This is a genomic window from Arsenicibacter rosenii (genome assembly GCF_001870735.1).
GTDB classification, from domain to species: domain Bacteria; phylum Bacteroidota; class Bacteroidia; order Cytophagales; family Spirosomataceae; genus Arsenicibacter; species Arsenicibacter rosenii.
Genome location: NZ_MORL01000042.1, coordinates 478 through 14,839, shown reverse-complemented (window position 1 = coordinate 14,839; position 14,362 = coordinate 478). Strand labels below are relative to the sequence as shown.

Here is a 14,362-nt window from a genome sequence, read left to right as displayed (position 1 = left end):
GATCCGCTCGTAGTTATCGACGGGCTGATGGGTGGGAACCTGAATACCCTGAACCCCAACGATATCCAGTCTATGGATATTTTGAAGGATGCTTCCTCCACCGCCATTTACGGAGCACGGGGAGCGAACGGGGTGATCATCGTCACCACCAAAAAAGGTCTTTCGGGTAAACCACGGATCAGCTACGACAGCTATGTCGGGGTTAAAGTCCCGGCTCACAAACTGAGGTTACAGACCAGCGAGGAGTTCTATAAATCAACGTATACCGACCGGGTACTGGAAGGCTCTACCGGCGCTACCTTTACCGCCGCCGAAATGGCCAATATCAAGGCCGGTAAAACCACCGATTGGGTAGATCTGATTACCGGTCCGGGTGTGCAGACCAGCCAGAATATCAGCGTATCGGGGGGCAGCGAAAAAACAACTTACCGGGTTTCGGGCGGCTACCTGAGCGAAGAGGGCAACGTATTGTATACCGGGTATAAACGCTATAACATGAATGCCGGTCTGGACAGCAAGCTGGGAAAGCTGTTTAAGGCAGGATTTACATCCTATGTTTCCTACAGCGACCAGAACGTTGGTTCGCAGGAATCGCTGCGCAACGCTTACCGTGCGCGCCCAACGGGTACGGTCTATTACAGCGATCTGGCCAATCCGTCGGAAAACAGCGATTTCAGCATCGACGGGTACGCTTACTGGATGGGGATCAATGACAAGCAGGTGCCCAACCCGCTGGTCGACATCCAGCCGCAGACCTCAAAATTACAGACAACCAACCTTTCGGTATTAGGAAACGCCTATGTAGAATTTGCCCCGGTGAAGGGCTTAAGTTTCAGAACCTCAATTTCGGCGGCCTACACCTCTGAGCGTGTCGGCGACTTTCGGGGACAATGGTCAAAATCCCAGATCGGTACTAAACCCCGGGCACAGTATGACAGCCGCCTGATGGGTAGCTACACACTGGATAATATCCTGACCTACAACCTCGATCTCGGCCAGCACAAGGTAACGGTGACAGGGCTGCAAAGTGCGTTTTACCAGCGCAACGAAGCGTATCAGATCGCGGTGAAAGACCTGCCGTTTAATTCGGACTGGTATGCGCTGAACACCGGTACCGTAACGGCCATTAACAGCTCTTTGGTAGAACGTTCCCTGCTGTCGTTTATGGGACGGATCAATTACTCGTTTGCCGATAAATACCTGTTGACCGTAACCGGCCGTTCTGATGGAGCGTCTCAGCTTTCTGAAGGCAATAAATGGGCCTTTTTCCCCTCGGTAGCCCTTGGCTGGCGGATTGGCGATGAAGCGTTTATTCAGAACCTCAACGTTTTTTCGAACCTGAAACTCCGCCTGAGCTATGGCCAGGTCGGTAACTCAACCATTAACCCTTACAGCACCCAGGCCACACTGCTCAACACCGGCTATGATTTCGACGGAACCGCAGCATACGGGTTTGCGCCCGCCAACCTGGCAAACAAAAACCTGCGCTGGGAACGGAGTAAGGAATATAACCTCGGGGTTGACTTCGGCTTTTTCAAAAACCGGATCGCGGCCTCGCTGGAGCTCTATGACCGTAAAACCGTTGACCTGATTCTGAATCAGAAAATACCGACCGTAACCGGATACTCCCAGGTGGTGGCTAACGTGGGGCAGATTCAGAACCGTGGCGTTGAGCTTACCCTGAATACGGTGAACATTGCCAAAAATGATTTCAGCTGGAATTCCACCATCACCTTTACCCGCAACCGCAACAAGCTGCTGCAACTATACGGGGATGGACAGCAGGTCGACAAAGGCAATAAGCTGTTTGTGGGGCAGCCGATCCGGGCCAACTTCGATTATAAATTTAACGGGATCTGGCAAACGGCCGACAAGGACCTGGCCACGAAATACAAGCAGGTGCCGGGCTCGGTCCGCGTAGTTGACCAGAATAACGACGGGCAGATTTCATCAACCGAAGGCATTGATGACCGTGTGGTGCTGGGTACGCAGCTGCCGAACTTCCTGACCGGATTAACCAACCGGTTTAAATACAAAAACATCGACCTGTCGTTTTTCATCTACTACCGCAACGGCACCCAGTACTACAACAGCACCCTGGCCGGCACAATGGGCGAAGTCAGCGGAACACGGTATAACCGGTTAGCGAATCTGGACTACTGGCGGAGCGATAACCCGTCGAATACCTACTTCGGCGTAGTGGCGGCAAACCCTTACCGGAATGCCATCAACTATCAGGATGCCAGCTTCCTGCGGGTTTCGGATATTACGGTTGGCTATACCCTGCCTAAAAGCCTGATGAGTAGCTGGAAACTGGCCAATGCCCGCGTCTACGGACAGGTGAATAACCCGTTTGTTTTCACGAAATACATTGGTTTTGATCCGGAATTTAACTCGGCGATTTATCAGGATGATGTGCCGTCGATGACGTTTACGCTTGGTGTTAACGTAAGTTTCTAACCCAATTCAGACCCTCACATGAAATTCATATATTCGATCCGGACCTCCGCACTCGCCCTTGCCTTTACCGGACTGATTGCGGCGGGCTGTAAAGACGACTTTCTGACAGAGACCCCGGTCTCTACCCTCACGACCGATGTATATTACAAAACAGAAGCCGGTTTTGAGGACCTTGTCCGCGCCTGCTACCCGTTGCTGCGGAACATTCACCAGAACCGGTCACTTGTGCTGAACGGCACCGACCTTTTTTCTCAGGCCGGTTTCAGCGACCCTAAATTCTCGACCCTGACGGTTAGTCCGCTGGAGCACTATGACGTGCGGCTGAATGCTACCCTGACCGAAGTCCAGAGTTTATGGACATTGCTGTATGCCGAAATTGCCCGGACCAACACGGTGCTGACACGGGCTGACGACATCACGACCATGGCCCAGGCCACGAAAGATGCCCGCATCGGCGAGGCTAAGTTTTTACGGGCCTTAAGTTACTTTTACCTGGTGCAGCAATGGGGCGATGTGCCGATGCCGCTGGTGGAAACGACCACGGCCAGTAAAGAAGCAACCCGCGTCGCTGCGGCCGATGTCTACAAGCAAATTCTGACAGATTTGCTGGATGCCGAAGCCAAACTGCCGGTTACGGCCTCCAACTACGGACGGGTTACCAAAGGAGCGGCTCAGTTCCTGCTCGCCCGCGTGTATCTGACCCGGGGCTGGAATTTCCAGAATTCCCTCGGTGGTTCTCAGGCTGATTTCGACCTCGCGCTGCAATATGCCGATAAAATCATTGATGCCTATCCGCTGGCGGCGACCTACAGTGCGCTGTTTCCGACGCATACCGAAAACCCGCTCAAGCAGTATACCGGCGCACAGAATGATAAAAATGCCGAAATCGTTTTTGCCGTGCAGTACAATACCGATGTGCTGACCAACAAAACCGACCCTGCCTTTACCCAGGACGCCGCCGGTGGCAGCAACCTGCATTCTGTGTTCGGGGGCAGCGGCGAAGGCTATCCGGGCACCAAAGGCCGGACCTCCGACTATAACCGCCACCAGCCCTTCCACGTCACCAATCCGGCTACCTACCGGTTGTTCGACCCCGATATCGACTCCCGCTACGACTGGAACTTCGTCGAGGTTGGCTATGCGCTTCAGGCCGTTTCGGGTTTCAAACCCTTGCCGACGGTGAATGCCAACCTGAAAATCGACATCAAGGCGGGTGATACGGTGGTCTATTTCCGCCCCTGGAACAAACCGGCCCTGAGCCTTGCCGAACGTGGCGTCGACTATGGCGGAAAGAAAAACTATTCGGTTGTTAACCTGGAAGAATACGGCGGCGGCTACGGATTCATTAATGGCAGCACGGTAAACGTCAGCGGTTTCCCCGGCGACTATCCGATGATGTGGAAGTTCTGGCAGCCCGGCATTCCGTACGGCGATGCGTATGGCACCTTAAACGAAATCATTTTCCGTTCGGCGGAGGCCTATCTGATGGCTGCTGAAGCCATTGTCAAAGGTGCTAAAAACGGCAAGCTTGGCGGGGCCGAGGTGTATTACAACAAAATTCTGGATCGCGCCCTTACCAAAAAAGGAGCGGATCCGCTGTGTGCCAAGGCACCGGAGAATCTGAAATCGCTGGAAACAGTGTCTTACCGTGCTACAGCCGCCAATATCAGCATTGACATGATCCTGGACGAACGCGCCCGCGAACTGATGGGGGAATACAACCGCTGGTTTGACCTGAAACGCACCGGCAAGCTGGTCGAGCGGGTAAAGAAATATAACCCGTGGGCAGCAAAAAGCGCGTCAATTGCCGATAAACATACTTTACGCCCGATTCCGCAGAGTGAGATCGACTTGTCGTTCCCCGCTATGAAGCAAAATCCAGGCTACTGATCTGCCTACCTACTCAATCTGAATACCCGGGGGAGAGCCTGAAAACCTCTTCCCCTTTTTTATGCCCAATTCACCGTTTTACTCAATGAATTTCCGGAATCATGAAGTATCTCCTTTTTTTCTTTCTTCTCTTTATCAGCGTATTATCTGCAACAGATTCCAGTGCACAATGGAAAGACCTCTTTAACGGTAAAGACCTCAAGGGCTGGGTGAAACGCAACGGCAATGCCGAATATAGAATCCTGAACAACGCCATTGTCGGTGTTTCTCAGCTGAATACGCCCAACACATTTTTATGTACCGAAGCGCTTTATGGTGATTTTGTGCTGGAGATGGAGGTAAACGTGGAGCCGGGCCTGAATTCCGGCATCCAGATCCGCAGCATCAGTGATCCGAATATCATGAAAGGGCGGGTGCATGGCTACCAGGTCGAAATCGATCCCGGTAACCGTGGCTGGAGCGGCGGGGTCTACGATGAAGCCCGCAGTGGCTGGTTATACCCGTTGTCCATTAATCCGTTGGGACAGAAAGCGTTCCGCAGCGGGCAATGGAATCAATACCATATCGAAGCAGTTGGACCACATATCAAAACATGGATCAACGGCGTTCCCTGCGCGGATGTGTGGGATGCGCAGACGGCCCGCGGACTCATTGCCCTGCAAGTGCATCAGATCAAGCGGGAAGAGCAAAACGGACTGACTGTACAGTGGCGGAATATCCGGATTGCGACCGAAAACCTGAGTGCCGTGCAATGGCAAAAAGGACCCGCTATCCGGGAGGTCAGTTACCTGCCCAACCAGCTGACAGAACGGGAAAAACGGCATGGCTGGCGGTTGCTCTGGGACGGCAAAACGGCACAAGGCTGGAAACTGGCCAACGCCGATCACTTTGCTGATGCCGGTTGGGTAATGCAGGATGGCATCCTGAAACTTATGGGGTCAAAAAAAGACAGTGTCCGCAAAGGGGGCGATATTGAAACGGTAGAGACCTTCTCGGATTTTGAGCTTGAACTCGATTTCCGCTTAACCACGGGTGGCAACAGCGGGATCAAATATTTTGTGGTAGATGATCCGGCCAAAAAACCGGGAACCGGCCTTGGCCCCGAGTTTCAGATCCTGGACGATACTGTGCATCCGGATGCCAAAGCGGGGGTAAACGGCAACCGGACAACGGCCTCACTCTACGACCTGATAACGTCGGAAAACCTGTCGGAGGGCAATACCGAAAAACGCATCAGCCCGCCCGGCAAGTGGAACAAGCTCCGGATTGTTTCCCGCAACGGTCATGTCGAACACTGGCTGAATAACCTGAAAATGGTAGAATACGACCGGTTCTCGCAGATTTTTAAAAACCTGGTCGCGAAAAGTAAATACAGTACTTACCCGAATTTTGCCCAGGCGCCGGCCGGTCATATCCTTATCCAGGACCACGGCGATGAGGTTCACTTCCGGAGCATCAAAATCAGGGAATTAGAGTAAGCGTTAAACACAACATACTATGAATCGTCGGCAGTTTGTCACCCTTAGTGCAACCTCAATCGGGTTGGTATCAATGGCCCCGTCGCTGGCATGGTCGCGGTCTGTCCCGCAGAAGCCTGCCTGGTTGCTGGACTGGATCCGCATCAACGATCAGCAACTGGCCGGCTACCGCCCGTTAAACATTACGGATCCGGCCAGTCCCTATGCCGGCGGGTATATGAACGAGGCAGAGATGCCCAATCCGCACACCACCAGTGGTTTTCTGATGAAAGGGAGCATGCTGTATGCCACCCCGGAGTCTGCCCATTTCCAGTCGGCAGACCTGCTCCGGAAGCTCACGGAAGCGGCACAGGCCCTGGTCAGGATGCAGCATACTGACGGAACCATCGACCTGCTCGATACCAATTTTCATTCGACGCCTGATACGGCTTTCGTCCTCGAAAATGTGGTGCCCGCCTATAAGTTTCTCAAACCCCTGAGCGGAACGGCAAAAGCCATTCTGCCGGTTGAGCAGTTTATCCGGAAAGCCGGTGAGGCACTGACGGTCGGCGGAATCCATACGCCTAACCATCGCTGGGTCGTGGCGGCAGCACTAACCAAAGTAAATGAGCTGTTTCCTGATCCGAAGTATGTCGCCCGGATCAATCAGTGGCTTGCAGAACACATCGACCTTGACCCGGACGGACAGTATACCGAAAAAAGCACCAATACCTACTCCCCGATTGTGAACCGGTCGCTGATCATTATGGCACGGGGACTGGCGAAACCGGACCTTCTGGAGCCTGTCCGCCGGAACCTGCTGATGACCCTGTATTTTGTGCACCCCAACGGCGAGGTTGTCACCGAAGCCTCGAACCGGCAGGACAAAGGCACGATTGCCAACATGGCCCGGTACTATTACGGCTACCGGTTCATGGCATTGCAGGACAAGAACGGTCAGATGGCGGCCATGTGCCGGTTAATCGAAGCCACCTGCCCGAAAGAGCAACTGGCCGGCTACCTGGATTATTTTCTGGAAGACCCTTCGCTCTGGCGCGACTTACCGGCTTCTACCGCTTTGCCCGTAGACTATGCCAGGGCGTTCCCGTACTCAGGGCTTGTCCGTATCCGGCGCGGTTCGTGGGATTGTACCTTACTTTCCAGCAACACCACCTTTCTGACCTTTCACAAAGGCAGTGCGGTATTGCAGGGCCTGCGGTTTGCCACTTCGTTTTTCGGGAAAGGCCAGTTTCAATCCGAAAAAACCGAACAGACACCCAATGGCTGGACCCTGCGCCAATCGCTGACCGGGCCATACTACCAGCCGCTGCCGCCCGACAAAATTGACCCCAACGGCGATCTGGAAAAGGCGCCCCGCTCACTACGTCAGCAAAGCGAAATCCAGCACCTCGAATCAGTGGTACAGGTCGCTGAAACGGCTACGGGCGTTGAGGTGGCCATCTCCATTTCGGGCACGGAAGGAGTTCCCGTTACCCTTGAGCTGATTTTCAGGCCGGGCGGGAGCTTAACTGGCGTAACCAGGTACGCGAAACGGGAAAATACCTGGCTGCTGTCGGGTCAGGAAGGGACTTATACCGTAGGCTCCGATGTCCTCCGTTTCGGCACCGGCAAGGTGCTCCACAAAGGCATTCAGTTACGGGGTGCCCTCCCGCCCATGGACGCGCCCGCGGTGTATATCACCGGCTATACGCCGTTTACACACCGCCTGCAACTATCGTAATGAACAATCTGAATGCCTGATAAAAAGAACGTTACAGCCTGTCCAGACAGAACAGTCTGGTCTTCTTTGTGGCTTTGCCATCAGGTAATCAGCCTGCTTGTAGTTAACAACAACCTGAATAGTATGTCTAAAAACCTTTTCTTCTTACTGCTGCTGCTCCCCCTTTCCGGTATAGCTCAGCGCAAAGACTACCGGATAAACCAGTTCGGTGCCGTCGCGGATGGGGAAACAAATAATGCGCTGGTGATCCAGAAACTCATCGACAAGGTGTCTGCTTCGGGCGGAGGCCGAATCATTGTCCCGCCGGGCAATTACGTTACCGGCACCCTGTTTCTAAAGTCGGGGGTTGAGCTGCATGTCGAAAAAGGGGGACGGCTTCTGGGATCGCCCAACCGGAACCATTATGATACCAGGCCTGTGACAGAGAAAAAATCCCTGGAAGACCCCGTTGAACTGAATGACCGGGTGGCGCTGATCTCGGCCCGAAACCAGACCAACATTGGTATTTCCGGACAAGGTGTTATCGACGGGCAGGGCCAGGAACTGATGCTGGACATTTTCAACAAACTCCGGAACGGCGAAATGAAGCAGGACAGCGCCTGGATTGTCAAACGTCCGGGACAAGGGCGGGCGTTTCTGATCAATATCGTTGGCTGTAAACAAGTGACGGTGAAAGACATTACCCTGAAAAACTGCTCGGAATGGGTGCAGGATTACCGGGAATGCGACAACGTGCTGATTGATCACATTACGGTACAGAGCACTACGTACTGGAACAATGACGGGCTTGACATTACGGATTCCAAAAACGTAATCATTAAAAATTGCTTTATTAATTCCTCGGACGACAGCATTTGCCTGAAGTCAGAAAATCCGGCCGGTGCCTGCGAAAACATTACGATTGAAAACTGTACGGTACGTTCGAGCGCCAATGGCCTGAAATTTGGTACGGCCTCCCACGGCGGATTCCGGCATATCAAGGTCCGGAATATTACCGTGCTGGATACCTACCGGTCTGCCATCGCCCTGGAATCTGTCGACGGCGGAACGCTGGAAGATGTGGATATTCAGTATGTCACGGCAAAAAAAACGGGTAATGCCATATTCATCAAACTCGGCCACCGGAATACGGGCGGTAAAGTCGGGACGCTTCGTAAGGTATACATTGCCCATGTACAGGTAGAAACGCCGCTGCACAAACCGGATCAGGGCTACCCGATTGAAGGGCCACCCGACCACCTGATGCCGGGCGTCGATAAAATGCCGAAACGGCCGTCGAGCTATCACATCTACGGCCATCCCTGGCTGCCGTATAACCTGATTCCTTCCTCTATTTCGGGACTTCCCGGGCATCCGGTTCAGGACATTGTTCTGGAAGATATCACGTTAACGTATGGCGGTCGGGCCAATAAGGCAACGGCGCATATTCCGCCGGACAAAATCACGACCGTACCCGAAAATGCCGACCGTTATCCCGACTTTTCCATGTTCGGAGAGTTGCCCGCCTGGGGCTTCTATATGCGGCATGCAGAAGGCATTCAGTTTAAAAATGTACAAATCAAGTACCTGGAAGAGGATTTCCGGCCCGCACTGGTCTTTGATGATGTAAAGAACATTACGTTGACGGATGTCCGGATTCCGGCGGCGAAAGAAATGCCGGTGGTGCTGCTCAATAATGCTGTTGAGGTAAAAACGAGCAACCTGCAACTCCCGGCCAACGAAACGAACGCGATCCAACGCAGCAATTACAAGTAGCCATGAAATTTATTTCCGCCTGCATGGGCACCCTGTCGGTGCTCGTTGCGCTGCAGACAGCGGCCCAGACAACCCGCAAACAACCCGTCGATTACGTCAATCCGATTGTGGACTGTGCCAACTCGCGCTGGTTTTTCTTTAACTCTGCTTCCCGCCCGTTCGGCATGGTAAACCTCAGCCCCGACAATGCCGTAAACGCCGACTGGGGAGCCGGTTACCGCTATCATGCCGATAGCATTAAGTGTTTTAGCCATATCCACGGCTGGCAGTTATCGGGCGTACCGGTATTGCCGACAACCGGTACGTTTAAAGGCCATCTGGGGGCGGGGCAGTATGGGTCGCCTTTCTCACACCAGAAAGAGGTGTTTAAGGCGGGGTATCACAAAGTCGTGCTGGATGCTTACAACATTACGGCTGAGCTGACGTCCACTACCCGTGTGGGTTTCCATAAATACACCTTCCCGGCATCGGCACAGAGCCACATTCTGTTCGATTTTGCCACGTTTCTCGGGCCTTCGGATACGCAGAAAGGGTTTGTAAAAAAGGTCAGCAATCAGGAAATTGAAGGCTATGCGATTATGGCACCAACCATCCGCCGTCCCAAAACACTGACGGTATTCTTCGTTGCAACCTTCGACAAGCCGTTTGACTCCTTCGCCGGCTGGCGGAATGGCAGGCTGGAAGCAGCCGGTTCGCAGATCGACGGGGAAAAAGTCGGAGCGTATGTCTCCTTCAAAACCAAAGCGGGCGAGGTTCGTAAAATGAAGGTGGCCATTTCCTACGTCAGCGAAGAACAGGCCCGCCTGAACCTCAACGCCGAATTACCTCACTGGGACTTCGACAAGGTGGTACAGGAAAGCCGCAGCGACTGGAACAACTGGCTGAGCCGGATTGAGGTGGAAGGTGGTTCTGACACCGTTCGCAGCCGGTTTTACACCGACCTGTGGCACGCCTTGCAGGGGCGCCGCATCATTTCGGATGCCAACGGCAAGTATGCTGACATGACCGGTCCGGAACGGCGGATCCGGCAGATTCCGCTCGACGCGTCCGGTAAACCCAGATTCAATCACCACAACTTCGATGCCATGTGGGGGGCACAATGGTCGCTCAACACGCTGTGGCACCTGGTTTATCCGGAGGTAACCGAGTCGTTTATCAACTCCATGCTGCTCATGTACGACGACGGCGGCCTGATTCCGCGTGGCCCGGCAGGCGGCAACTACACGTTTGTTATGACCGGGGCCTCGTCGACTCCGTTCATTGTCAGTGCCTATCTGAAAGGAATCCGTGGGTTTGATATTGAAAAGGCTTATGCCGGTATGCGCAAAAACCATTTTCCGGGTGGCCTGATGAGTAAAGCAGGGTATGAGCACAATACCTTTAAAGGCGGCGGCATTGAGTTTTACATGGATCGGGGCTACATTCCGCATCCGATGAGCGACAAACGGTACGGCTTCCACCAGGACGGTTCGACGCAAACGCTCGAATATGCCTACCAGGATTATACCCTCGCTCAGATGGCCCGAAAACTGGGTAAAACCGAGGACTATGCCCTGTTTACGAAGCGGTCGCAGAACTACAAAAACATCTACAATCCGGAGATCGGCTGGATGTGGAACCGGACACTGGACGGGAAATGGGCCGAACCGGTTGATATTCTGCGGTACGACAACGGCTGGGAAGAGGGAAATGCCGCCCAATATACCTGGTTCGTCCCGCATGATGTGCCGGGTCTGATAAAACTGATGGGCGGGAAGGAGGCGTTTACTCAAAAACTGAATACCTCGTTCGAAAAAGCGCAGACGCATGACTTTGTTTCCGGAAAATCGCACGATAAGGAAACGCTGGAGCAATTCCGGCGGGTGTTTATCAACTACGGCAACCAGCCTTGTATGCAGACGGCCTTTCTGTTTAATTATTCCGGTGCTCCCTGGCTGACGCAGTACTGGACCCGGCAGGTGATCGACAAGGTGTATAGCGGCATTTCGCCCGACTTCGGCTATAGCGGCGATGAAGATCAGGGGCTGATGGGTAGTTTATCTGTCCTTCTGAAAACAGGGATTTTCTCAACCAACGGCGGTACATCCCCCGATCCGTTCTACGAAATCGCCAGCCCGATTTTCAACAAAATCACTTTCCATCTCAATCCGAAATACTACAAAGGCAAAACCTTTACTATCCAGACCACCAACAACTCGGCCCGCAATCTGTATATCCAGTCGGCCTCGCTGAACGGTAAACCCCACAACAGCCCCTGGGTTCAACACGACATATTGGTCAATGGCGGTACGCTGACCCTCGACATGGGCCCGCAGCCGAATAAGCAGTGGGGAACAGAGCAGTGACGTGCCGGATACCGGATGCTGGTTGTGGTTGATTCCGGATGGGTTTGCATAACCGGTAATTGATGTGGCGACCGAACACAAAGAGATGCTTCTTTTTCGTCATGCTGACGCAGGAAGCATCTCTTTGCATGATGTGCCGTTGCACTGGTTTGTGTCACTGGCTTTACTGACCAACAGAAGACTGTTATTCTTCAAATCAGAAAAATAATTATTCCGAAAATCTAAATTTTTGCAGATTCGAACGTGGGGTAGAGGGCATAAAAACTGTCCTTAAGATATGCGTTACTACGAAACTATTCCCGAAAAACACCGCGTCAGCCCACAACAGATACTGACAGCAAACCGGCTGGTGTTAACGCTCTTATTCGTTTTTGTACTATCGGTTACGCTTGCCGCTCCCCCCCCCTACCGCTGGAAAATCAGGGTAAGTGTTTCCCCCGAAATGCGGCAATCGTTTCAGAAGGGCGGCCGGTTACTGCTCCACATCACCAGCCAGCGGGACCGGGAACCGCGCACGCGCTCAGAAATAACGATCGGGATTACTCCGGAAAACTGGGATGGTACCCGTTCTTTTGTCATTGATACCCGGGCCAAAACGCTCCGTGCCACCGGGCTCGACAAACCACTGGAAAAACCAGACGCCAAATACTGTTTTCAGGTCGTCTATAAACAAAATCCGGATGACGGGCAGGAAAATGTACCCGGTAACCTCTACAGCCATATCGACTCGGTTCTGCTCACCAAAAAGCTATCGCTCCAGCTCACCCTGAACACGCTCATTGAGCCGGTGCCGGTTATTGCGCATAAACTGGTTAAGCTGATAACGATCCAAAGCAAGCTGCTGACAGCCTTCCGGGGCCGGCCGGGCCAGTTGAAGGCGGCGGTGCTGCTGCCGTCGGGTTATTACGACAATCCGGCCAAAAGCTACCCCATCTGTTACCGGATTCCGGGGCTGAACGGCCGGTATACCGCCGTAAATACCGTTTTCGGCAATAAGGACTTTGCGGATTGGTGGCAGTCGGGGCAAGCTCCTCAGGTTATTTATGTGTTTCTGGATTCACAGGGGCCATACGGAGACACCTACCAGGTCGATTCTGAAAACAACGGCCCCTGCGGCCGGGCGCTGACCGAAGAACTGATTCCGGAGATTGAACGGCAGGTCGGGTACAATCCGGCTTCCCGGAAACGGTTCCTGACCGGCAATTCGACCGGAGGCTGGGTGTCGCTCGCCCTACAGATTTTTTACCCGGACTTTTTCGACGGCACCTGGTCATACAGTCCGGATCCGGTTGATTTTGAGCACTATGGACTGATTAATATTTACAGCGACAAATCTGTATTTTACAACCGGTACGGTTATCTCCAACCTGGCCGGCGAACCACCAACGGCGAACCGACTTTCTCAATGCGCGATTGGATTGCCAATGAAAATACGGCAAGCCGCACGAATAACTACCTTATTTCGGGCGGGCAGTTCGGGGCTTACAACGCCGTTTTCGGCCCCAAAGGGAAAGACGGGCTGCCCTCGCTCATGTTTAACCCCGATACCGGTGAAATTGACCATGCCATTGCCCGTCAGTGGGAGAAATATGATCTCAAAAAGGTACTGGAAACCAACTGGAGTACCCTTGGTCCGAAACTTCAGGGCAAAATCTGGATCTGGATGGGCGATATGGATGGGCTGTACTCGAACGTTGCGACGCGATACCTGGAAAAAATGCTAAACAAGACCGAAAACCCGAAGTCTGACGCAAAAATCAGGTTTACCCCGATGGCCGGTCACGGTCAGGAATGGAGTGATAAAGCGGTACTGACCATGATTGCCGAAAAAACGAAATAAGCAATGTAAAACGGAATGATATTCCGTTTGTGAATTGGCCTGAACAGAAGATCAATTCATTTGGGAAATGGTTTGAACGGAATATCATTCTGTTCTACATGAATACTTAACTGTACATGAAACGCATCTGTCTTTCTTTTTTATTGATAATGAGCTTATTCAGTCAGGTTCGTGCACAGCAGACACGAACGCTCTGGCTCGATGAGCTGAACATAAAGTCGTTTTCGGAAGGCATTCCGGCCGTATTGGGCAAAACCAATGCCGCCGGGGATTCCATGCGCATAGCCGGCAACCACTTTACCCACGGTGTCGGTGTCAATGCAACGAGTATTCTCGCCTTTTACCTCGACGGCCACGCTACGGCATTTTCGGCACTTGTCGGCGTTGATGATCTCGGCAACCGCGATTTGCCGCATACCTTTTACGTGATCGGCGACCGCAAAATCCTGTTCGACAGCGGCGAAATGCGGCTGGGCGACGCCCCGAAACCGGTAAATGTCCCACTCGCCGGTGTGAAACGCCTCGGCTTGCTGGTGACCGTAAATGATGCCGGCCGGACAAAAGTGTATTCAAACTGGGCCAATGCACAGCTGGTGATGCAGGAGAATCATCTGCCGCAAAACATCCCCAACGACGGGGAGCGCTATATCCTGACGCCGCCATCGCCCAAAACCCCGCGCATTAACTCCCCTGCGATTGTCGGGGCACGACCGGGCAACCCGTTCCTGTATACTATCGCCGCCACCGGCAACCGACCCATGACCTTTAAGGCAAAAGGCTTACCCAAAGGACTTTTGCTGGACGAAAAAACCGGCATCATCACCGGAAAAGCAGAAACCCGCGGAGCCTATACCGTTCAGCTTAGTGCCCGCAA

The 14,362-nt window shown here is 53.2% G+C and carries 8 protein-coding genes (1 of these 8 cut by a window edge); all 8 read left to right on the top strand.

Features of this window, described 5'->3' with window-relative positions:
* Positions 1-2,460: SusC/RagA family TonB-linked outer membrane protein (locus BLX24_RS28715; RefSeq protein ID WP_071506676.1), on the top strand; the 2,460-nt coding region annotated here is incomplete at its 5' end.
* An 18-nt stretch (positions 2,461-2,478) separates the two neighbouring features.
* Positions 2,479-4,350: a RagB/SusD family nutrient uptake outer membrane protein gene (locus tag BLX24_RS28710; RefSeq protein WP_071506673.1), complete on the top strand. Its 1,872-nt coding sequence runs from the start codon at positions 2,479-2,481 to the stop codon at positions 4,348-4,350.
* A 101-nt stretch (positions 4,351-4,451) separates the two neighbouring features.
* Entirely contained in the window at positions 4,452-5,828 is a 1,377-nt protein-coding gene (locus BLX24_RS28705; protein WP_071506672.1) for a 3-keto-disaccharide hydrolase, read from the top strand.
* A 19-nt stretch (positions 5,829-5,847) separates the two neighbouring features.
* On the top strand, positions 5,848-7,548 hold the full coding sequence (locus BLX24_RS28700; RefSeq protein WP_071506671.1) for a hypothetical protein: 1,701 nt from the start codon (positions 5,848-5,850) through the stop codon (positions 7,546-7,548).
* A gap of 123 nt (positions 7,549-7,671) precedes the next feature.
* Positions 7,672-9,303 (top strand): glycoside hydrolase family 28 protein, encoded by a 1,632-nt coding sequence (locus tag BLX24_RS28695; protein ID WP_071506670.1) that lies wholly within the window; start codon positions 7,672-7,674, stop codon positions 9,301-9,303.
* 23 nt (positions 9,304-9,326) lie between these two features.
* Positions 9,327-11,648, top strand: a complete 2,322-nt coding sequence (locus BLX24_RS28690; protein WP_071506675.1) for a GH92 family glycosyl hydrolase — start codon at positions 9,327-9,329, stop codon at positions 11,646-11,648.
* Positions 11,649-11,925: 277 nt separating this feature from the next.
* Complete coding sequence (locus BLX24_RS28685) at positions 11,926-13,488, top strand: alpha/beta hydrolase-fold protein (RefSeq protein ID WP_083422243.1); 1,563 nt, start codon at positions 11,926-11,928, stop codon at positions 13,486-13,488.
* A 116-nt stretch (positions 13,489-13,604) separates the two neighbouring features.
* Positions 13,605-14,362: part of an NPCBM/NEW2 domain-containing protein coding region (locus tag BLX24_RS28680; RefSeq protein ID WP_177225946.1), annotated on the top strand (this coding region is incomplete at its 3' end). The annotated region continues 477 nt past the right edge of the window; the window shows 758 of its 1,235 annotated nt.

Bases quoted from the DNA above. Each gene is read 5' to 3' on its own strand.
- BLX24_RS28710 (WP_071506673.1), top strand. From the start codon at position 2,479: ATGAAATTCATATATTCGATCCGGACCTCCGCACTCGCCCTTGCCTTT.
- BLX24_RS28705 (WP_071506672.1), top strand. From the start codon at position 4,452: ATGAAGTATCTCCTTTTTTTCTTTCTTCTCTTTATCAGCGTATTATCT.
- BLX24_RS28700 (WP_071506671.1), top strand. From the start codon at position 5,848: ATGAATCGTCGGCAGTTTGTCACCCTTAGTGCAACCTCAATCGGGTTG.
- BLX24_RS28695 (WP_071506670.1), top strand. From the start codon at position 7,672: ATGTCTAAAAACCTTTTCTTCTTACTGCTGCTGCTCCCCCTTTCCGGT.
- BLX24_RS28690 (WP_071506675.1), top strand. From the start codon at position 9,327: ATGGGCACCCTGTCGGTGCTCGTTGCGCTGCAGACAGCGGCCCAGACA.
- BLX24_RS28685 (WP_083422243.1), top strand. From the start codon at position 11,926: ATGCGTTACTACGAAACTATTCCCGAAAAACACCGCGTCAGCCCACAA.